General features: G+C 62.4%; 21 protein-coding genes. 13 read left to right on the forward strand and 8 right to left on the reverse strand.

The genetic code is table 11. From position 1 onward, the window contains the following. Positions 1 to 9: 9 nt before the first annotated feature. From K3758_RS10255 to dusB, 3 genes are read right to left on the reverse strand one after another with little or no spacing between them, the layout of a single operon-like run. Positions 10 to 1389 carry a sigma-54 dependent transcriptional regulator gene (locus K3758_RS10255; RefSeq protein ID WP_259944487.1) on the reverse strand — a complete coding sequence of 460 codons (1380 nt, stop codon included), beginning with the start codon at positions 1387 to 1389 and terminating at the stop codon, positions 10 to 12. A gap of 1 nt (position 1390) precedes the next feature. Beyond that, entirely contained in the window at positions 1391 to 2476 is a 1086-nt protein-coding gene (locus tag K3758_RS10260) for a nitrogen regulation protein NR(II) (RefSeq protein ID WP_259944490.1), read from the reverse strand. After that, positions 2473 to 3465, reverse strand: coding sequence for a tRNA dihydrouridine synthase DusB (dusB, locus tag K3758_RS10265; RefSeq protein WP_259944492.1), 993 nt, complete (start codon positions 3463 to 3465; stop codon positions 2473 to 2475). The genes K3758_RS10260 and dusB overlap by 4 nt, the downstream gene beginning before the upstream one ends. Positions 3466 to 3649: 184 nt before the next feature. Between dusB and K3758_RS10270 the strand changes: the two genes are divergently transcribed. Genes K3758_RS10270 through K3758_RS10280 form a run of 3 tightly spaced genes read left to right on the forward strand, consistent with a single transcriptional unit; the run spans position 3650 to position 5742 of the window. Continuing rightward, positions 3650 to 4780: a bifunctional 2-C-methyl-D-erythritol 4-phosphate cytidylyltransferase/2-C-methyl-D-erythritol 2,4-cyclodiphosphate synthase gene (locus tag K3758_RS10270; protein WP_259944494.1), complete on the forward strand. Its 1131-nt coding sequence runs from the start codon at positions 3650 to 3652 to the stop codon at positions 4778 to 4780. Further along, on the forward strand, positions 4777 to 5268 hold the full coding sequence (locus K3758_RS10275) for a phosphatidylglycerophosphatase A (RefSeq protein WP_067264054.1): 492 nt from the start codon (positions 4777 to 4779) through the stop codon (positions 5266 to 5268). Before K3758_RS10270 ends, K3758_RS10275 begins: the two co-directional genes overlap by 4 nt. Continuing rightward, a complete protein-coding gene (locus K3758_RS10280) occupies positions 5269 to 5742 on the forward strand; it encodes a CinA family protein (RefSeq protein WP_259944497.1) in 474 nt (157 codons plus the stop codon). Here K3758_RS10280 and K3758_RS10285 read toward each other — a convergent pair. Next, the gene (locus tag K3758_RS10285; RefSeq protein ID WP_259944498.1) at positions 5739 to 6191 is read right to left on the reverse strand and encodes a type II toxin-antitoxin system RatA family toxin; all 453 of its coding nucleotides are present in this window, start codon (positions 6189 to 6191) and stop codon (positions 5739 to 5741) included. The two genes, K3758_RS10280 and K3758_RS10285, sit on opposite strands and share 4 nt — an antisense overlap. Before the next feature lie 68 nt (positions 6192 to 6259). On the opposite strand from K3758_RS10285, the gene hpt reads away from it, so the two are divergent. The 4 genes from hpt (at position 6260) to K3758_RS10305 (ending at position 8432) form a co-directional block, all read left to right on the forward strand. Beyond that, entirely contained in the window at positions 6260 to 6796 is a 537-nt protein-coding gene (gene hpt / locus K3758_RS10290; protein ID WP_259944499.1) for a hypoxanthine phosphoribosyltransferase, read from the forward strand. Further along, positions 6793 to 6969 (forward strand): hypothetical protein, encoded by a 177-nt coding sequence (locus K3758_RS10295; RefSeq protein ID WP_259950144.1) that lies wholly within the window; start codon positions 6793 to 6795, stop codon positions 6967 to 6969. The genes hpt and K3758_RS10295 overlap by 4 nt, the downstream gene beginning before the upstream one ends. A 92-nt stretch (positions 6970 to 7061) precedes the next feature. Beyond that, positions 7062 to 7541 carry a cytochrome c gene (locus tag K3758_RS10300; protein ID WP_082852041.1) on the forward strand — a complete coding sequence of 160 codons (480 nt, stop codon included), beginning with the start codon at positions 7062 to 7064 and terminating at the stop codon, positions 7539 to 7541. 3 nt (positions 7542 to 7544) lie between these two features. Then, a complete protein-coding gene (locus K3758_RS10305) occupies positions 7545 to 8432 on the forward strand; it encodes a cytochrome c (protein ID WP_259944502.1) in 888 nt (295 codons plus the stop codon). Between the two features lie 22 nt (positions 8433 to 8454). Here K3758_RS10305 and lipA read toward each other — a convergent pair whose 3' ends face one another. Beyond that, positions 8455 to 9408 carry a lipoyl synthase gene (gene lipA, locus K3758_RS10310; RefSeq protein WP_259944504.1) on the reverse strand — a complete coding sequence of 318 codons (954 nt, stop codon included), beginning with the start codon at positions 9406 to 9408 and terminating at the stop codon, positions 8455 to 8457. A gap of 242 nt (positions 9409 to 9650) precedes the next feature. Here lipA and K3758_RS10315 point away from each other — a divergent pair, with 242 nt between their 5' ends. Continuing rightward, entirely contained in the window at positions 9651 to 10199 is a 549-nt protein-coding gene (locus tag K3758_RS10315) for a peroxiredoxin (RefSeq protein WP_259944506.1), read from the forward strand. Positions 10200 to 10266: 67 nt separating this feature from the next. On the opposite strand, the gene K3758_RS10320 is transcribed toward K3758_RS10315, so the two are convergent. Beyond that, positions 10267 to 11184 carry a hydrogen peroxide-inducible genes activator gene (locus tag K3758_RS10320; RefSeq protein WP_259944507.1) on the reverse strand — a complete coding sequence of 306 codons (918 nt, stop codon included), beginning with the start codon at positions 11182 to 11184 and terminating at the stop codon, positions 10267 to 10269. Positions 11185 to 11279: 95 nt separating this feature from the next. Between K3758_RS10320 and K3758_RS10325 the strand changes: the two genes are divergently transcribed. Beyond that, positions 11280 to 12776, forward strand: a complete 1497-nt coding sequence (locus K3758_RS10325; protein WP_259944508.1) for a catalase — start codon at positions 11280 to 11282, stop codon at positions 12774 to 12776. A gap of 41 nt (positions 12777 to 12817) precedes the next feature. Here the strand turns inward: K3758_RS10325 and K3758_RS10330 are convergent, their stop codons facing one another. Next, on the reverse strand, positions 12818 to 13906 hold the full coding sequence (locus K3758_RS10330; protein WP_259950059.1) for a DUF6456 domain-containing protein: 1089 nt from the start codon (positions 13904 to 13906) through the stop codon (positions 12818 to 12820). A 279-nt stretch (positions 13907 to 14185) separates the two neighbouring features. Between K3758_RS10330 and K3758_RS10335 the strand changes: the two genes are divergently transcribed. After that, positions 14186 to 14482, forward strand: coding sequence for a DUF6477 family protein (locus K3758_RS10335; RefSeq protein ID WP_120351185.1), 297 nt, complete (start codon positions 14186 to 14188; stop codon positions 14480 to 14482). A 36-nt stretch (positions 14483 to 14518) separates the two neighbouring features. On the opposite strand, the gene K3758_RS10340 is transcribed toward K3758_RS10335, so the two are convergent. Continuing rightward, on the reverse strand, positions 14519 to 16057 hold the full coding sequence (locus K3758_RS10340) for a trimethylamine methyltransferase family protein (RefSeq protein ID WP_132443306.1): 1539 nt from the start codon (positions 16055 to 16057) through the stop codon (positions 14519 to 14521). Between the two features lie 199 nt (positions 16058 to 16256). Here K3758_RS10340 and guaA point away from each other — a divergent pair, with 199 nt between their 5' ends. From guaA to K3758_RS10355, 3 genes are read left to right on the forward strand one after another with little or no spacing between them, the layout of a single operon-like run. Next, positions 16257 to 17819 carry a glutamine-hydrolyzing GMP synthase gene (gene guaA, locus K3758_RS10345; protein WP_067266859.1) on the forward strand — a complete coding sequence of 521 codons (1563 nt, stop codon included), beginning with the start codon at positions 16257 to 16259 and terminating at the stop codon, positions 17817 to 17819. A gap of 2 nt (positions 17820 to 17821) precedes the next feature. Then, entirely contained in the window at positions 17822 to 18163 is a 342-nt protein-coding gene (locus tag K3758_RS10350; RefSeq protein ID WP_311201510.1) for a putative quinol monooxygenase, read from the forward strand. Further along, on the forward strand, positions 18160 to 19029 hold the full coding sequence (locus tag K3758_RS10355) for a DMT family transporter (protein ID WP_132443305.1): 870 nt from the start codon (positions 18160 to 18162) through the stop codon (positions 19027 to 19029). The genes K3758_RS10350 and K3758_RS10355 overlap by 4 nt, the downstream gene beginning before the upstream one ends. The last annotated feature ends 96 nt before the right edge of the window (positions 19030 to 19125 follow it).

The raw sequence follows: 19125 nt of genomic DNA on the forward strand, positions 1-19125 counted from the left end.
GTGGCTCTTTTACATCATCTTGCGGCCCCGTGTCACCTCAATATCGAGGTCGGTGATCTTCTTACGCAAAGTATTTCGGTTAATTCCCAGCAAAGCGGCACATTTAGCTTGGTTCCCTGCCGTCGCGGCAAGCGCGATTTCGATCATCGGCAGTTCGACTTCGCGCAGAATCCGCGCGTAAAGCCCCGGAGGCGGCAGCATGGAGCCGTGCAGGTCGAAATAACGCTGCAAATGACGTTCGACCGAGGCCCCCAGCCGTTCGGTATCAGCCTCGGTCTGCATCGGTGCCGGACCGCTTTGCGCGCCCAGCAACTGCTCGGCCTCGCTCGCCGTGATCTCGGCCGCTTGGCTGGCCAGTGCGAGTTGCCGCATGGCATGTTCCAATTGGCGCACATTGCCCGGCCATGGGAACTTCAGCAAGATTTGCGCGGCCTTGTCCGACAGTTTGCGCGGTGACGCAGGCCCGGGGTTGGCACGTGCCAAGAAGTGATCGGCCAAAAGCGGGATGTCCTCCACCCGGTCCCGCAGTGCAGGCACTTCGAGGGTCGCCCCCGACAGGCGGTAATAGAGATCGCGGCGCAGCTTGCCTTCTTGCATCGCCGCATCCAGATCGCTTTGGCTGGTGGCCATGAATCGCGGCGCGTCTTCGCCCGGCGCATCCATCATCCGCACCAGACGGGCTTGAATATCTTGGGGGAAATCCGCGATTTCGTCGATCATCAAGGTGCCACCACCGACCCGCGCCAACACCCGCGAGGGGCCTTCGATATCGGCAAGATCGGCATCCGTCACGGTCACGAACGGCAGGCTGCGCCGGTCGGAGAAGTCGTGAATCGCCCGCGCGATCAGCGATTTGCCCGAGCCGCTTTCGCCCCAGATCAGCACCGGCAGATCGGTGTTCATCACCCGCGCCACGGTGCGGTAGAGCGCCTGCATCACCGGGGTGCGGCCAATCATAGGCAGGTCATCACGTTCGGCGTCGATCTCGGCACCGTCGTCGGCAGCGGCCTTGCGGTTGAGCGTCGTGCGTTGCTCCAACGCGCGAGCGGTGCGCTTCATCAGATCTGGCAAGTCGAAGGGTTTGGGCAGATAGTCAAAGGCTTCGGCCTCTGCCGCCTTGATCGCGGTCATGATGGTGTTCTGCGCCGAGATAACGATCACCGGCAAGCCGGGTCGGTCCTGCGCGATTTTCGGGAGCATTTCCAACCCGTTGCCATCGGGCATGACCACGTCAGAGATCACCGCGTCGCCCTTGCCCTCGCTGACCCATCGCATCAGGGTGGTCAGGCTTGAAGTGGCATGAACCTTGCAGCCCGCGCGGGTCAGCGCTTGGGTCAGAACGGTGCGGATCGTGCGGTCGTCATCGGCGACGAGGATGGTGCCATCCATGTCAATTCTCCTTGAGGGCAGCAGCGCCTGCGCGCGGCAGCGAAATGCGGAATGCGGTTCGACCGGGGGCGGAACTGACTGAAATCCAGCCTCCGTGGTCTGAAATAATTTTACTCACCAAGGCGAGGCCCAGCCCCGTGCCATTCTCCCGGCCCGAGACGAAAGGATCGAAAACATCGGCACGGATATGGTCCGGCAGGCCGGGGCCATCGTCAATCACCTCGATCTGTAGGGGCAATGGCTGGCCATCCCCATCGGCGCGGCGCAACTGGAACCCGTGTTCATAGAAACTGCGCAGCCGGATCGTGCCCCCCGCCGCGCCCGCAGCCTCAGCCGCGTTGCGGATGAGGTTCAGCAAGACCTGCAAAAGCTGGTCCTTATCACCAAGCGCGGGCGGCAGAGAGGGGTCGTAATCCTCGGTGATTTTCATCTTTGAGCCGAAGCCCAACAGCGCCGACCGGCGGGCGCGGTCCAGCACATCATGCAGGTTCACCGGCTTGCGCTCGGGCGCCATGAGGTTGCCAAATTGCTCGACCTGTTCCAGCAGTTTCACAATGCGCCGGCTTTCGGCGACGATGAGATCGGTCAGTTCCAGATCACTTTTGGATAGATTCATCGACAAAAGCTGCGCCGCGCCGGTGATCCCGGCCAAAGGGTTCTTGATCTCATGGGCCAGCATCTCGGCCATGCCGATGGCGGATTTGGCGGCGGATTTTACGCTGTGATCTTGGGTGATGCGCCCGGCCAATTCGCGCGGGGTGATCATCAGAACCATCTCCCCCGCCCCGCCCACCAGCGGCGCAATCTGCAAGCCGCATTGCAAAGGCGCGCGCTGCATCGCGCCCACATCCACGTCATTCACGAACAGCGGCGTGCCCTGCAGCCGCGCACGGGCAAAGGCAGCCTCAAGCGGGTGATCCACCGCGATCAACTTCCAGATCGACTGGCCGATGGTGGCGCGGGCGGAGGCATTGAGGAAGCCTTCGGCTGAGGGGTTCAGATCGACGACCCGGTCATCGGCACCGACGATGAAGGCAGGCACCGGCAAAGAGGTCCAAACCTGCCGTTCCGGGGTCTCGCTTCTCATGCTGCGGCCCGGGGTTGGGCGGTGGCGGCGTCATATTGCATGGCCTCCGCGATGAGATCGAAAGTGGTTTTCACCTCGCGCGCCGTGAGCAGCGCGCGGCGCAGATCGGCAGGGGTGGCGCAGTGATCCATATACCAGCCTAGATGTTTGCGCGCGACCTTGGCACCCAGTTCGGCCCCGTAGAAACGCAGCATCTCGTCGTAATGTTCGGCCACCATCTCGGCCATCGCCTGCCCTTGCGGGATCATCGGCTTGGGCCGTCCGTGCAGATCATGGGCGATCTGCGCCAGCAGCCACGGCCTTCCTTGCGCACCGCGGCCCACCATCACGCCGTCCGCCCCCGACAGCCGCAGCGCCGTGCGCGCCGTGTCACTGCCGATGATGTCGCCATTGGCGATGACGGGAACATTCACGGCCTCTTTCACCGCCCGGATCGCGGCCCAATCGGCGCGGCCCTTGTAGAACTGACAGCGCGTGCGCCCGTGGATGGTAATCATCTGCACGCCCACCTCTTCGGCCCGCTTGGCGATCGGGGCGGCGTTGAGCATATTGTCGTCCCAGCCCAGCCGGGTTTTCAGCGTCACCGGCACCTTGACCGCGCCGACCACCGCCTCGATGAGCCGCAGCGCGTGATCGGGTGTCTTCATCAGTGCCGAGCCGGAGGCGCCCTGCGTCACCTTCTTGGCCGGGCAGCCCATGTTAATGTCGATGATCCGCGCGCCCATCGCCTCAACCATGCGGGCGGCTTCGGCCATCGGTTCGGCCTCGCGCCCGGCAAGCTGAACGGAGGTGCCGACAACATCCAGCCCAAGCTCCGCTTTCTCCCGCGTGCCGGGGCGGCGGCTGAGCAACTCTTGGCTGGCGACCATCTCCGACACGACCAATCCGGCCCCGAATCGCGCCACGAGGTTGCGATAGGGCAGATCGGTGATCCCGGCCATCGGGGCGAGGAATACCGGAGGGTCGAATGTCAGGGGGTCGGCGGTCACATGCTTAATCCTTGTGCGGTCCCTTGCTGTGTAGCTCTGCCACGGGGTGACCTCAATGAAACTAGCCTGAAAAGCAGCTATGCGCCAAGCAACTGCTTATTTTTTAGGCAGCCACCCCAGATTGCACCCCGCCGCCGCATTGCCTAGACAGGGCCATGTTCACCACGTTTTCCAGATTGCCCTCATGAGTATCGCAGCTCTGATCGTTGCCGCAGGACGCGGCAGCCGCGCCGGCGGTCCGCAGCCGAAGCAATGGCAGGCGCTGGCGGGGGCGCGTGTGATCGATCACACCCTCGCCGTGTTTCGCGCCCTGCCCCAGATCGCCGAAATCGTGCTGGTGCTGCACAAAGACGACATGGATCAGGCCGAGGCTTTTGCGGCCCAAGGCGTTACCGTCACCACCGGCGGGGCGGAGCGTGCGGCCTCGGTCCAACGGGGGCTTGGGGCCATTCGGCAGGCGGAGAAGGTGTTGATCCATGACGCCGCGCGGCCCTGCGTTTCGGCCGAGATCATTGCTGGCGTGATTGATGCGCTGGACCAGTATCAAGCCGCCGCCCCCGGACTGCCTATCACAGATGCGCTTTGGCAGGGCAGCGAAGGCCGCGTCACCGGCACGCAAGACCGCAGCGCCCTTTTCGCCGCGCAGACGCCGCAGGGCTTTGACCTTGCCGCGATCCGCGCGGCCCATGCCGCTCATGACGGCCAAGCGGCGGATGATGTCGAAGTCGCCCGCGCCGCGGGCCTGACCGTTGCCATCACCCAAGGCAGCGCCGATAACCTGAAAATCACCCGGCCCGAGGATTTCGCCCGCGCCGCCCGCATATTGGAGACCCGCATGGACATTCGCACCGGCAACGGATTTGACGTGCACGCCTTTGGCCCCGGAGATCACGTGACCCTCTGCGGCATCGACATCCCGCATACCCACGGGCTGGTCGGCCATTCCGACGCCGATGTGGCGCTGCACACGGTGACCGATGCCATCTACGGCGCGCTGGCACGCGGCGACATCGGCCAGCATTTCCCGCCGAGCGATCCAAAGTGGAAAGGCGCGCGCAGCGAAATCTTCCTGCGTCATGCCGCAGAACTGGCGCGCGACATGGGCTTCACCCTCACCCATGTCGATTGCACGCTCATTTGCGAGAGCCCTAAGATCGGCCCTCATGTGCAGCCGATGCGCGCCGCGATGGCCGAGATGCTGGGGATTGAGATCGACCGCGTATCAGTCAAAGCCACTACGAGCGAGCGCCTCGGCTTTACCGGGCGGGGCGAAGGCATCGCCTGTATGGCCACGGCAACATTGGTGAAATCATGACCGCAGCACATCTGATCGCGACGCTTCTGGGCGTCGGCCACATCCGCCCCGCGCCGGGCACTTGGGGGTCGCTCATCGCCCTGCCCTATGCCTGGCTTTTGCATGTGTTGGGGGGCTTTCCGCTGCTGGTGATCGGGCTTTTGGTGGCCATTCCATTGGGCTGGTGGGCCACCGGACGCTACACCGCGGGCGGGCCGGATCATGACCCCGGAGAGGTGGTGGTCGATGAATTGGTCGGCCAGTGGATCGCGCTTTTGCCGCTGTCCTATGCCGCTTGGTCGATGCAAATCCCGATCCTTGCCATGTGGCCCGGTTGGATCGCAGCCTTCGCGCTGTTCCGGCTGTTCGACATCACCAAACCGCTGATCATCGGCTGGGCCGACCGTTTGGGCGGGCCTTGGGGGGTGATGCTCGACGATATCTTTGCCGGGGTTTTCGCGGCGCTCGGCGTCATGGCGCTGGCCGCACTTTATCACGGGGTGCTATAAATGAGCCTTGCCGCGCAACTGTTGGAAAAGGCCCGCGAAACTGGCGCGATGGTCGCCTGTGCGGAAAGCTGCACCGGCGGCATGCTCGCAGCCGCGCTGACCGATCTGCCGGGCTCCTCGGCGCTGCTTGACCGGGGTTCCGTCACCTATACCAATGCGGCGAAGATGGCGATGCTGGGGGTGTCAGAGGAGACGCTGGCGGCTTGGGGTGCGGTCTCGGAACAGGTCGCCGCAGAAATGGCGGCGGGCGCTCTGGCGCGGTCCGAGGCGCGGATCGCCGTCTCCATCACCGGCATCGCAGGCCCCGGCGGATCAGAGCACAAGCCCGAGGGCCGCGTCTGTTTCGGCCTTGCCACGGCAGCCGGGGTTCAGACCGAAACGGTGGAGTTCGGCGCCGAGGGCCGTGATGCCGTGCGCTTGGCCGCCCGCGACCATGCGCTCGGCCTTTTGCTGCGAGGCTTCGCGGCGCTTTAACCCTTGGGGCCGTAAAGCTCTTTCGCGCGGTTCTCAAAGGCGCGCACGATGCGCTGCATCGCCTCGTTGAAAACCACGCCGATGACCTTTTGCAGGATGGCGTTGCGGAATTCGAAATCGACGAAGAAATGCACCTGACAGCCTTCGAGGTTATCCTCGAAATGCCAGTTTGATTTCATATACTTGAAGGGCCCGTCGAGGTATTCCGTATCGATCTTCTTGGCCTCGGGCCAGAGCACGACGCGGCTGGTGAACCGCTCTCGAAACACTTTGAAAGAGATCACAAGATCGGCTTCCATCACCCGGTGATCGCCCCGGTCTTCGTCACTGCGAATGCGCGCAGCAGCGGTCCAAGGCAGGAATTCGGGATAGCGGGCCACATCGGCGACAAGATCATACATCTGTTGCGCGCTATAGGGCAGTTGGCGGGTCTCTGAATGGGTGGGCATTGCGTTCCGTTGCGTTGCAGGTTACCCCCTATTTCACGTCTCAACCCCGCAGATTCAAGGGCAAAACCATGGCACACGGGCCTTATGTCATCGACGAAATGATCTCGGCCAAGGCCATCGCGGCGCGGATCGAAGATCTCTGCCGTGAGATTCACGGTGAATTTGACGGCACCGACAAATTGGTCGTGGTCGGCCTGCTGCGCGGTTCTTTCGTCTTTATCGCCGATCTGGTGCGTGAGTTGGACCTGCCGATCGAAGTCGATTTCCTCGAAGCCTCCAGCTATGGCGACGGCATGGAGAGCAGCCGAGAGGTGCGTATCCTCAAAGACTTGCGCGGTGCCATCGAAGGGCGCGACGTGTTGGTCGTTGAAGATATCGTCGACACTGGCCACACGCTGCACCACGTCACCAACCTGCTGCGCTCGCGTGAGCCTGCGCGGTTGAAATCCATCGCCCTGCTCGACAAACCCACCCGGCGTGAGGTCGACCTCAAGGCGGATTGGACCGGCTTTGAAATTCCCGATGAATTCGTTGTCGGCTATGGCATCGACTTTGCCCAACGCGACCGCAACCTGCCCTTCATCGGGAAAGTCCGCTTTACGTGATGGACCCGCGGTGGCTGCTGCGCATGTCCCAATGGGCGCGCAATCCACCTTCGGGCAAACGCGTGATCTTGGTCCTCGCGATCATCGCCGCCGCCCTTGCCGTGGGGCTTGTCGAATGGCTGGGCTATTGGCCTGACTGGGCCACGGCCGAACGTATCCCCCGCCGGTTCTGACCCTGCCCGCAGTCTTATCCCGCTGATCACATTTTTGTTTTTTGCGACCTGCCCCTGCCATGTTACGCTGCGGCAAGAAAAGGGAGATGACCATGCATTTGACCAAAAGCATTACCGCCATTGGTATCAGCGCCGCCTTGATTGCCACCGCAGGCTTCGCCGCCAGCCATAGTGAGAAAGCCGCCAGTGCGGCGGTGAACGCGCGCCATGCGCAGATGCAGTTGATTGCCTATCATACTGGCATTCTGGGCGGCATGGCCAAGGGCGAGACAGAGTATAACGCCGAGATGGCCACCGCTGCCGCGACCAATCTGAACGCCGCTGCCGGTTTCGCGCCGGGCACCCTCTGGCTTGAAGGGACCGAGCAAGGCGCTGTAGAAGGTTCCCGCGCCAAGGCCGAAATCTGGAGCGATGCCGAAGGGTTCAACGAAGCGCTCATGGCGCTGGAAACCGCCAGCGCGGATATGATCGAGGCCGCGGGCACCGATCTGGACGCGCTGAGGGCGGGCATGGGCGCAATCGGCAAGGCTTGCGGCGCTTGCCATGACGATTACCGCGGTCCCAAGAACTGATCCTTGCGCCCTATTGTCCCTGTACTGCTGGGCTGTGCCGTTCTCGGCGCGGCCCTTGGTTGGGTCGCAACCCGGCCCGATCCGCTTGAGCCGTCTTATGGCGCAGGTCTGACGCCTGACCCGGAAGCGGGGGCACTGGTCTTTGCTGCCGGGGGCTGCGTTTCCTGCCATGCCGCCCCCGAGAGTGAGGGGGAGGAGATGCTGGTTCTGGCCGGTGGCCTGCCCTTCCCCAGCGATTTCGGCACCTTCCACGCGCCCAATATTTCGCCCGATTCAGACCATGGCATCGGCGATTGGACCTTGCCAGAGTTCGCTCGCGCCGTGACGCGCGGCGTCTCGCCCGAAGGCCAACACTACTATCCCGCCTTCCCCTATTCCGCCTACCAGCATCTCGCCCCGCAGGACGTGGTGAACCTGTTTGCCTATATGCAAACCCTGCCCGCCGCAGATGTCCCAAGCCTGCCGCATGAGGTGGGTTTTCCCTTCAACATCCGTCGGGGGCTTGGCGCGTGGAAAGTTATGTTCTTTAACGAAGATTTCGTGCTGGCCGATGCGTCAGACGCACAGGTCGAACGTGGGCGCTACCTTGTCGAAGGGCTGGCCCATTGCGGCGAATGCCACACGCCGCGCAATGCCTTGGGCGGGTTGGAGCAGGACGCTTGGCTGACCGGCGCGCCGAACCCTTCGGGCAGAGGGCGCATCCCTGGTATCACGCCTGCACATCTTGAGTGGTCCAAGGCCGATCTGGTGGAATATTTCACCTCCGGCTTCACGCCGGAATGGGATAGCGCGGGCGGAGAGATGGCCGAGGTGGTCAGCAACCTTGCCCAACTCCCCGAAAGCGACCGCGAAGCGATTGCGGCCTACCTCAAAGCCCTGCCCGGCGGTTAACGCCGGGCGCGTCTTCTTGGGATTACGCGATACCCAGCTTGCGGTTCCGCGCCTCGCGCAGACGCGCGAAATCGTCGCCCGCATGATAGCTCGACCGGGTCAGCGGCGTGGCGGAAACCATGAGGAAGCCCTTGCCGTAGGCCGCCTTTTCGTAGGAGGTGAATTCCTCCGGCGTGACAAAACGGTCCAGCGCGTGGTGTTTCGGCGTCGGCTGTAGGTACTGGCCAATGGTCAGGAAATCGATGTCGGCGGCGCGCATGTCTTCCATCACCTGAATGACCGCTTGGCGGTCTTCGCCCAAGCCCACCATGATGCCCGATTTGGTGAACATCGAAGGGTCCAGCTCCTTTACCCGCTGAAGCAGGCGGAGGGAGTGGAAGTAGCGTGCGCCGGGGCGCACTTCGGGGTAGAGGCCCGGTACGGTTTCAAGGTTGTGGTTAAACACATCCGGCCGCGCTTCGACAACCTTTTCAAGGGCTTCGGGACCACAGCGGATGAAATCCGGTGTTAGAATTTCGATCGTCGTGTCGGGGCTGCGGTGGCGCACGGCGCGGATGGTCTGGGCAAAGTGCTCGGCCCCGCCATCTTCGATGTCGTCGCGGTCGACCGACGTAATAACGACGTGGTTCAGCCCCAGTTTGGCGACCGCATCGGCCACACGGCCCGGCTCGAACACATCCAGATCCTCTGGTGGCTTACCCGTAGCGATGTTGCAGAAGGTACAGGCGCGGGTGCAGACCTCGCCCATGATCATCATGGTGGCGTGCCCCTGAGACCAGCATTCGCCCACATTGGGGCAACCCGCCTCTTCGCAGACCGTGGTCAGCTTGTTGTCGCGCATGATGCGCGCGGTCTCGGCATAGCCCTTGCCGCCGGGCGCTTTAACCCTGATCCAGCTTGGCTTTTTCGGCTGGGCGTTGTCGGGCTTGCGCGCCTTTTCGGGGTGGCGCTGTTCGGGAATCTTCAGATCGCGCATCGGGGGCCTCTGATCATTGTGTCGCTGCCTGTTTATCATAGTGCGTGACCGGATGACCACCTACAGCATGCGCCCCCAAGACAAGGCTGCCATGCATCAGCGGCATCACCCCTTACCATTGATTTAGCGCCTTGTTTTTTCACCGGAAAATTACAATGCAGTTGCAGCATTGCGAGAGTTGATCAGGCTGCCTATATGGGCTACGAACCGACAAAGATTCCAATCCGAGAAAGAGAGACGCGATGAAACCCGGTATTCAAGTTCCCAACGTCACCTTCAAAACGCGCGTGCGCGACGAAAGCGTCGAAGGCAACAACCCCTTCCGCTGGGAAGACAAAACCAGCGAAGATTTCTTCAAGGGCAAGCGCGTTGTCCTGTTCTCCCTCCCCGGTGCCTTCACGCCAACATGCAGCACCTACCAGCTGCCCGGCTTTGAGAACAACTTCGCCGCGTTCCAAGAGCATGGCATCGACGGCATCTACTGCCTGTCGGTCAACGACAGCTTTGTCATGAACAAATGGAAAGAGATGCAGGGCGTCCAGAACATCGACGTGATCCCTGATGGGTCGGGTGAATTCACCCGCCGCATGGGCATGTTGGTTGCCAAAGACAACCTCGGCTTTGGTGCGCGCAGCTGGCGCTATGCGGCGATCGTCAACGACGGCCAGATCGAAGCATGGTTCGAAGAGCCCGGCATCAGCGACAACCACGGCGATGACCCCTACGGTGTTTCCAGCCCCGAGACCCTGCTGGAATACCTCGAAAACCAGAAGCAGACCGAAGCGGCCTAAGCGCCCTTTGAGTGACCGGATCGGGCCATTTGGCCCGGTCCCTTTGACCCCGCTGCCCCGCCCGCGCCTAGTATGTCGCGCGTAGCTGCCCGGTCAGCCCTTCCCCCACATCTTTCAGCGTCTGGGCCAATTGCGCCGCCCAACCGCTGCCCGGCGTGCCCGCTCGGCGCACGAGCCCGATTTGCCGCGCAGGCTCCGGCGTGCCGAAACGGTGCAACCGTAGGCCCGGCGCGGCATCAAGCTCGGTTTTGGCGGCGATCTCGGGCATCAAGGTCATGCCAAACCCCGCCTCCACCAGCCGCGATAGGGTCGCGAGAGACGAAGCGCCCGTGTGGATGCCCGCCTGCGTCCGGTCCCGCTGACAAACCTCTAGCGCTTGATCGGTCAGGCAGTGACCGTCTTCCAGCAGCATCAGCGGCGTGCGGGCCAGATCGGTCGGACGGACAACCGCCGCCCCCGCCATCCGGTCGACAGAGCCCGCCAGCAAAAAGCGATCTTCGAACAGGGGCATTTCGGCCAGACCGGTTTCGCCTGTCGGCACCGCCATCACCGCCGCGTCCAGCGCCCCGGCCCGCAAATCGGCCAACAGCTGATCGGTCTGCGCCTCGCGCACCTCAACCCGCAAGGAAATATCCTGCGCGCGCAGCGCGGCCAGCACACCGGGCAAAAGATAGGGCGCCACGGTCGGGATCAGCCCAAGGTTCAACGTGCCCGCCAGCCCAACCTGCTCGCGCGCGGTGGCCTCCAACAATTTTGCGCGGCGCAGAATATCCTCGGCGCGAGTCAGCACCTCGCGGCCCAAGGGCGTCAGGACCGAGGCGCGGCTCTGCCGTTCGATCAACCGCCCGCCCAGCGACTCCTCCAAGGTGCGGATTTGCACGGAAAGCGCAGGCTGAGAAATATTGCTGGCCTCCGCCGCCCGGCCGAAGTTGCCCAAAGTCGCCAGCGCGCAGAAGTATTCAAGTTGCTTTAGAGTAAAGTTCATAACTTTTACCTATCTAAATTTTAAAAAACTGCAATTGGAAATTATGGTCGAAATGGATCATCTTCCCCTCAGACAATAACCAAGGGGAACCCAAGATGAGCAAGCGTCTCACCACCACCGCCGGCGCGCCGATGCCGACCAATGAAACCAGCAAAACCGCCGGCAGCCGCGGCCCGGTGCTGTTGGATGACTATCAACTGATCGAAAAACTGGCCCATCAGAACCGCGAGCGTATCCCCGAGCGTGCTGTGCACGCCAAGGGCTGGGGCGCCGAAGGCACCTTTACCGTGACGCATGACATCAGCGAATACAGCTGTGCGGCGATCTTCTCTCAGGTGGGCAAGACTTGCGAAATCCTGTCGCGTTGGTCCACCGTGGCGGGCGAATTGGGCGCGGCCGACAGTGAGCGTGACGTGCGCGGCTTCTCGGTGAAATTCTACACCGAAGAAGGCAACTGGGACGTCGTGGGCAACAACACCCCGATCTTCTTTGTGCGCGATGCCTATAAATTCCCGGACTTCATCCGCACCCAAAAGCGCCATCCGCGCACCAACCTCCGCTCGCCCGAGGCGATGTTCGATTTCTGGGCGGCACAGCCTGAATCGGTGCACCAGGTCACCATCCTGATGTCGGACCGCGGCATTCCGGTGAACCCTATGCACATGCACGGCTACGGCAGCCACACCTATTCGATGTGGAACGCCAAGGGCGAGCGGCACTGGGTGAAGTTCCACTTCCGCTGCCAGCAGGAAATCCGCAACCGCACCAATGAGGACGCGGAAAAGCTGATCGGCTCGACCCGCGAGAACTTCCAAGAGGATCTCTTCAACGCGATCGAAGGCGGCGAATTCCCGAAATGGGAGCTGAACATCCAAGTCATGCCCGAGGCAGAGGCCGAGACCTGCGGCTTTAACCCCTTTGATCTGACCAAAGTCTGGCCGCATGCGGATTACCCGCTGATCCCGGTTGGTATGCTGGAGTTCAACCGCAACCCAGACAACTACTTCCAAAGCATCGAGAACGCCGCCTATTCGCCCTCGAACAAGGTGCCGGGCATCGGTTTCTCGCCCGATAAGATGTTGCAAGCGCGGGTCTTTTCCTATGCAGATGCGCACCGCTACCGTCTTGGCACGCATTACGAGGCCCTGCCCGCCAACGCGCCCAAGGCCGCGCCGATGCACCACTACCACAAGGACGGCTCCATGCGGTTCTTCCCGCAGCAGACCGGCCACCCGGATGCCTATTACGAGCCGAACCAATACGAAGAATCGGCCCGCCCTGACCCGTCGGTTCAGGAACCGCCGCTGCGCATCTCGGGCGATGCGGATCGCTATGTCCAAGAGGAGACGGACGCCGATTACGTCCAGCCGCGCAAGCTCTACACCGAGGTGTTCGATCAGGCGCAGCGTGACCGTCTGCATGAGAACATGGCCGGCGCCATGGCACCTTGTTCGCAGCCGGTAAAAGAACGCTGGTATGCGGTGCTTGAGAAAGTGCACCCCGACTATGCCGCCGGTGTGCGTGCCGCCTGCGAGAAAGACGAAGTGGCGATTTCGGTGACCGATGAGACGCCGACGAAGGTCGCAGACTAAAACAACCGGGGCGGCAGGATCATCACCCTGCCGCCCTTTCTTTATCCAATCATCGGGCCGCCCGGGCCTACGGTTTCGTCGTAATGCCGTTTCAGCCGCATCAGCGCGATCCGCAGCACGATCTTGCCTGACCGCGCCGACCACCCCAGCCGCTTTTCAGTGGTCTCTAGCCCTTCCAGATAGCAGCAACAGCGCAGCACCACATCCGACAGGCCGGGGCCGAGGTCGGCCATGGCATCTGCCACCCGCTTGCGCGCCTCTGCCGCGGCCATGCTGCCCGAGCCCTCACGCCGCCCGCTGGTTTTTGCGCCCGGCGTCAGGAAATGATCCCAATTTTGGGTCACCTCACCGCCCATCTGGGCCAGTTCGAAATCCTCACGCAGCCTTTCACCGGCATGGACCAGCCCCTCGTTCAGAAAGGGCGCACCGGATTTGTCGCGCCGCCGAGCAAGCGCAGAGAGTGGGCTTTCCGACAGGCAATAGCGGCCTCGGCGCGGGGCCGCATCGGCATCCGCGCCCTCTTCTGCCTCGGGGCCGCTGGCCATGCCCAGAAACGCAGTTTGATCTTCGGCAAAGCCATGGGCGCCCGCGCCTTGGTCTTCTATCATCCGCCGCAGCGCAGCCCGCCCGGCGCTGGTGATGTGGTAGCGCGTTACCCGGCCTGTGCTGCCGGGGGCGATCCAATCTTTCAGGGCCATCGCCTGCGCCACGGCGCTGTCTACCACTGCGGTGCGTGCGCCGGGGCCGGTGTCCGTCTCGCGCAGGACGACGGCCTTCTCCATGCCCTCGGCCACGGCGAGGATCGCGCCCGTCTCATGCAGGCGCCGAAGGACGCGCAGCGCCTCGGCGGCGAAAGTGTCTTCGTCAAGAAGGGGGGTGGCGGGTTTGGTCATTGTCACTGTCTTTCCTGCTGGGGGGCCAGCAGTACAATCCAAAGCGCGCCGCACCGCCCCGAGCCTGCGCAGGGCGGCATCCACCAGCGGATCGTCGCGCCTTGTCTCGATACGGCGGATTTGGCGCATGATGGTCGAGGCATGGCAGCCAGCTTGGCGTGCCAAGGCCCGGATCGGTGCGCCGGTCTCCGTATGTGCGAGGTAATGCAGGGCTCCGTGCGGCACCCATCCCGGCAGGACGGTCTGTTGGATTTGGTGATGCGCCTTCAATTGACTGCCACTTCCATTTTGGCGGGTCCCCAAGCCGGAGAGTTATCCCCAGAGCTATTCACAACCTATGGATGTTTTGGTTACCCGTTGGTTAAAATCGTCGCATTTGGCAATGATTGTTTCCAAAAGGTAAACAGCACCGGTATGCGCCGTTCGCCGCGAAGCCATGACGCGCAACACCCGGAAAGGTTGTGCCATGCTTCGATGATTCGGGGTGATTCACCCCCCGTTCACCGGAGAGTTGTGATGCAAGATCTACTGACCATGCTGCAAAGACTTCACCGCCCGCGCCTGTTGATGCGCGCCGCCCGTATCGGAGCCGAGGATTACCGGCGCGGCACCCATCTGCCCCGCATATTGGGCTTTGGGATGCTGCCACGCCACGGCACGGCGCTGATCAAACTGATCGAGATCGAGGCCGAGTTGGACACCCAGCGCAAGACGGCAGATGCAAGCTATAGCCTGATCCGGCATGTGGATGTGCTGATCGCCATGGTCGGCGAAGCGCGTTTTCTGAGAGCCGCGCAGAGCCCCAGCGCGTAAAGGCCGCAGCGGGGGTTCGCCCCCCGCAGTCCCATTTTAGGTAAAGCTATCCGGCTCCGCTGCCTTGCGGGTCGCAACAAAGGCATCAAGCGCCTCGCGAATGGCCGGATCAAGCGCGGGTTGCTGATAATCGGCGAGCATCTTTTCGACCCGTGCGGTGGCAAGGGTCTGTGTATCGCGCGCCCCCTCATCCGACCATGTCTCGAAAGGTTTGTAATCCAGCAGGTCGGATTTCCAAAACGCCTCGCGGAAGTTGTTCTGTGTATGGGCGCAACCGAGGTAATGCCCCCCCGGCCCGACTTCGCGGATTGCGTCCATGGCCTGCGCGTTCTCGTCCATCTCCACCCCGCGGGCGAGGTGATGCAGCGTGCCCAGTTGATCGGCATCCATGACGAATTTCTCGAAAGAAGACACAAGCCCCCCTTCCAGCCAGCCACAGGCGTGCAGCATGAAGTTCACCCCAGCCAGAAGCCCCATGTTCAGACTGTTGGAGGTCTCATAGGCCGCCTGCGCATCGGGCAGTTTCGAGCCGTTAAATGACCCGGCGCTCCGGTAAGGCAGGTTCAACCTGCGGGCCAGTTGCCCAGCGCCATAGGTGATATGCGCAGCCTCAGGCGTGCCGAATGTGGGCGCACCGCTGTTCATGTCGATGGAGGTCACGAAAGCCCCCATGATTACAGGCGCACCCGGACGAACGAGTTGGCTATAGGCGATCCCTGCCAAAGTCTCGGCCAAGACCTGCGTCAGCGTGCCTGCGACACTCACCGGGGCCATGGCACCGCCTACGATAAACGGCGAAATGATGCAGGCCTGATTGTTCTCGGCATAGACCTTGAGCGCCCCCATCATCACATCGTCGAATGTCATCGGCGAGTTGATGTTGATGAGCGAGGTCATCACCGTGTTTTCCTGCACGAAGTCCTTACCAAAAAGGATGCCGCACATATCCACACTGTCCTGCGCGCGCGACGGCTCGGTCACCGACCCCATGAAGGGTTTGTCGCTGAGCGTCATATGGGCATGCAGCATATCGAGGTGGCGTTTGTTCACCGGGATGTCGGTCGGCTCACATACCGTCCCCCCCGAGTGATGCAGCCATTTGGACATATAGCCCAGCTTTACGAACTTCTGGAAATCCGCCAGCGTGGCATAGCGGCGCCCCCCTGCGGCATCGCGCACGAAGGGCGGGCCATAGACCGGGGCGAGGACAAGGCTCTTGCCTCCAATCACCACATCCCGCTCGCGGTTGCGGGCCACTTGGGTGATCGTCGAGGGGGCGGTAGAGCACAGCTTGCGCGCCAGCCCCCGTGGGATACGCACCCGTTCGCCCTGCACATCGGCACCGGCGTCCCGCCACAGTGCCAGCGCATCGGGGTTGTCGGGGAAGTTCACGCCGATCTCTTCGAGCACCGTGTCGGCGTTATGCTCGATAATCTCCAGCGCTTCTTCGGTCAGCACTTCGAAGTTCGGGATGTTCCGCTCGATATAGCGCGCTGTCTCGAATGAGACGGCCGTGCGTGCCGCGCGCCGTGCCGCACCTCCGCCGCCGCGTGCCCGTCGTGCTGATTCCGCCATTGCTTTATCCTTCCCGCAACTCTTGGCCTGTGCCTACCCCATTCCCAAGTGCCCCTTCGCGCGGATAACGCCCTCTAGCGGCAAAAAGCGACATCGCGTGCCGTCCTCGCGCCACTTGCGCGAATTAAACGCGACAGGGCTGCGTCTTCGGCCCGCTAGAGACTTGCCAGAGCGCGCCCACGGGCCTAATCACGGCCCCATGACAGATATCACCCATGACCGCCTTCTCATCATCGACTTCGGCAGCCAGGTCACGCAGCTTATCGCGCGTCGCCTGCGGGAGCTGAACGTCTTTTGCGAAATCCACCCGTTCAACACGGTGGACGAAGCCTTCCTCAAGGAATTCGCGCCTAAGGCGGTGATCCTGTCGGGCGGCCCGTCCTCTGTGTTTGCCGAAGGCGCACCGCGTCCGCCGCAGGCTGTGTTTGAACTGGGCGTGCCGATCCTTGGCATCTGCTATGGCCAACAGGTCATGATGCATTGCCTTGGCGGCCATGTGGAGCGCGGTCACGGCACCGCCGAATTTGGACGGGCCTTCGTGACCCCCACGGGCCAACAGCTTGATCTGCTGGAGGGTTGGTTTGCCACGGACCGCGAACAGGTCTGGATGAGCCACGGCGACCACGTCAGCAAGATCGCTCCGGGGTTTGAGGTCTACGGCACCTCCCCCAACGCGCCTTTCGCCATTACTGCGGATGTTGAACGTCACTTCTACGCGGTGCAGTTCCACCCCGAGGTGCACCACACGCCCAACGGCCCGCGCCTTTATGAGAACTTCGTGCGTCTGGCAGGGTTCAAAGGCGACTGGACCATGAGCGCCTACCGTGAGGAAGCCATCGCCGCGATCCGCGAGCAGGTCGGCGACCAGAAGGTTATCTGCGGTCTGTCGGGTGGCGTGGACTCCTCCGTCGCCGCCGTGCTGATCCACGAAGCCATTGGTGACCAACTGACCTGCGTCTTCGTTGACCACGGGTTGCTGCGCAAGGGTGAGGCCGAAGAGGTCGTCACCATGTTCCGCGACCACTACAACATGCCCCTGATCCACGCTGACGAGCAGGAGTTGTTCTTGGGCGAGCTCGACGGCGTCTCTGACCCCGAGACCAAGCGCAAGATCATCGGCAAGCTCTTTATCGACGTGTTCCAGAAACACGCGAAAGAAGTGGGCGATGCCACTTTCTTGGCCCAAGGCACGCTCTACCCCGATGTCATCGAAAGCGTCAGTTTCTCCGGTGGCCCCTCGGTCACCATCAAGAGCCACCACAATGTCGGTGGCCTGCCCGAAAAGATGGGCCTCAAACTGGTCGAGCCGCTGCGCGAGTTGTTCAAAGACGAAGTGCGCGAGCTGGGCCGTGAACTCGGGCTGCCGCCGTCGTTCATTGGCCGCCACCCCTTCCCCGGGCCGGGCCTTGCGATCCGCTGCCCCGGTGAGATCACCCGCGAGAAGCTCGACATCCTGCGCGAGGCCGATGCCGTCTATATCGATCAGATCCGCCGCCATGGGCTTTATGACGATATCTGGCAGGCCTTCGTGGCGATCTTGCCGGTGCGCACCGTAGGCGTGATGGGCGATGGCCGCACCTATGACTTCGCCTGCGCCCTGCGTGCGGTGACCTCGGTGGATGGGATGACGGCGGATTACTACCCCTTCTCGCATGATTTCCTTGGCGAAACCGCCACACGGATCATCAACGAGGTACCGGGCATCAACCGCGTCACCTATGACATCACCTCGAAACCTCCGGGCACCATCGAGTGGGAATAAACATGAGAGTGGCCCTAACCGGCCACCTTCGCTGCGCCACCCGGACCCAAGCGGACCGGCTGCGCGCGGGGCTTGACGCGCATCTGCGCCTCACCCGCGCCGAGCCGGGATGCTTGCGGTTCGACGTGACGCCAACCGACGATCCCCTACTGTGGCAGGTATCGGAACTTTTCACCGACCGCGCAGCCTTTGCGGCGCATCAGACCCGCACGGCGGCGTCAGACTGGGCAAGGCTCACCGCAGGGATCACACGCGACTACAAGATCACCGACACACCGAACACCGACCGCCAAATCATCGGCGACGAGGCCAAGGGCGATGACCAATTGACCAACCCCACATGACCCCCACCGTCCGCGCTGCACTCTGGATGATCGGCTCCATCGGCTCTTTCTCGACCATGGCTGTGGCGGGGCGTGAACTCTCGGCGCGTTTCGATACCTTTGAGGTGATGCTCTACCGCAGTGTGATCGGCGTGATCATCGTTCTGTCGCTCGCTTGGGCCACCGGGGCGTGGCGGCAGATCAACACCCGCAACTTTGGCCTACAACTTATCCGCAACCTCGCGCATTTCACCGGGCAGAACCTATGGTTCCTCGCCGTATCTCTGATTCCGCTGGCGCAGGTCTTCGCGCTAGAGTTCACTTCACCGCTTTGGGTCATCGTTCTGTCGATCTTTCTGCTGGGCGAACGGTTGACCGCCACGCGGGCGCTGGCCGCCGTCATGGGGTTCATCGGCATTCTGATCGTCGCACGGCCTGATATTGGCAACCTCAACACCGGCATTCTGGCGGCGGCGGGCTGTGCGGTCTTCTTTGCCCTGACCAATGTGCTGACCAAGCGGCTGACGCGGACCCAAGGGATCACCACGATCCTATTCTACCTCACAACGCTGCAATTGATCTTTGGCCTGATCTCGGCGGGCTACGACGGCGATATCGCCGGACCTACTGTTGAGACGATGCCATTTCTGCTGCTCGTCGGCGCCTGTGGGTTGCTTGCGCATTACTGTCTGACCAACGCGCTGAGCCTTGCCCCCGCGACCGTGGTGGTGCCGATTGATTTCGTCCGCCTTCCGGCGATCGCGGTCGTCGGGATGCTCCTCTATGCCGAAGCGCTCGATGTCTGGGTCTTCGTCGGGGCCGCGATCATTTTTGCGGGCAATTACCTCAACATCTGGTTTGAGACCCGCAAAGCACACCCCAAGTAATGTTTGGCCAGATTTCAACCTGACCCAAGGTCAGTGATTGACGCAAACGGCAGCTATCCGCTTAGATCGTTTCTAACCTGTGCCGGGGAGGAACCG

It is taken from the genome of Sulfitobacter sp. W002, from assembly GCF_025142135.1.
GTDB lineage: Bacteria > Pseudomonadota > Alphaproteobacteria > Rhodobacterales > Rhodobacteraceae > Sulfitobacter > Sulfitobacter profundi.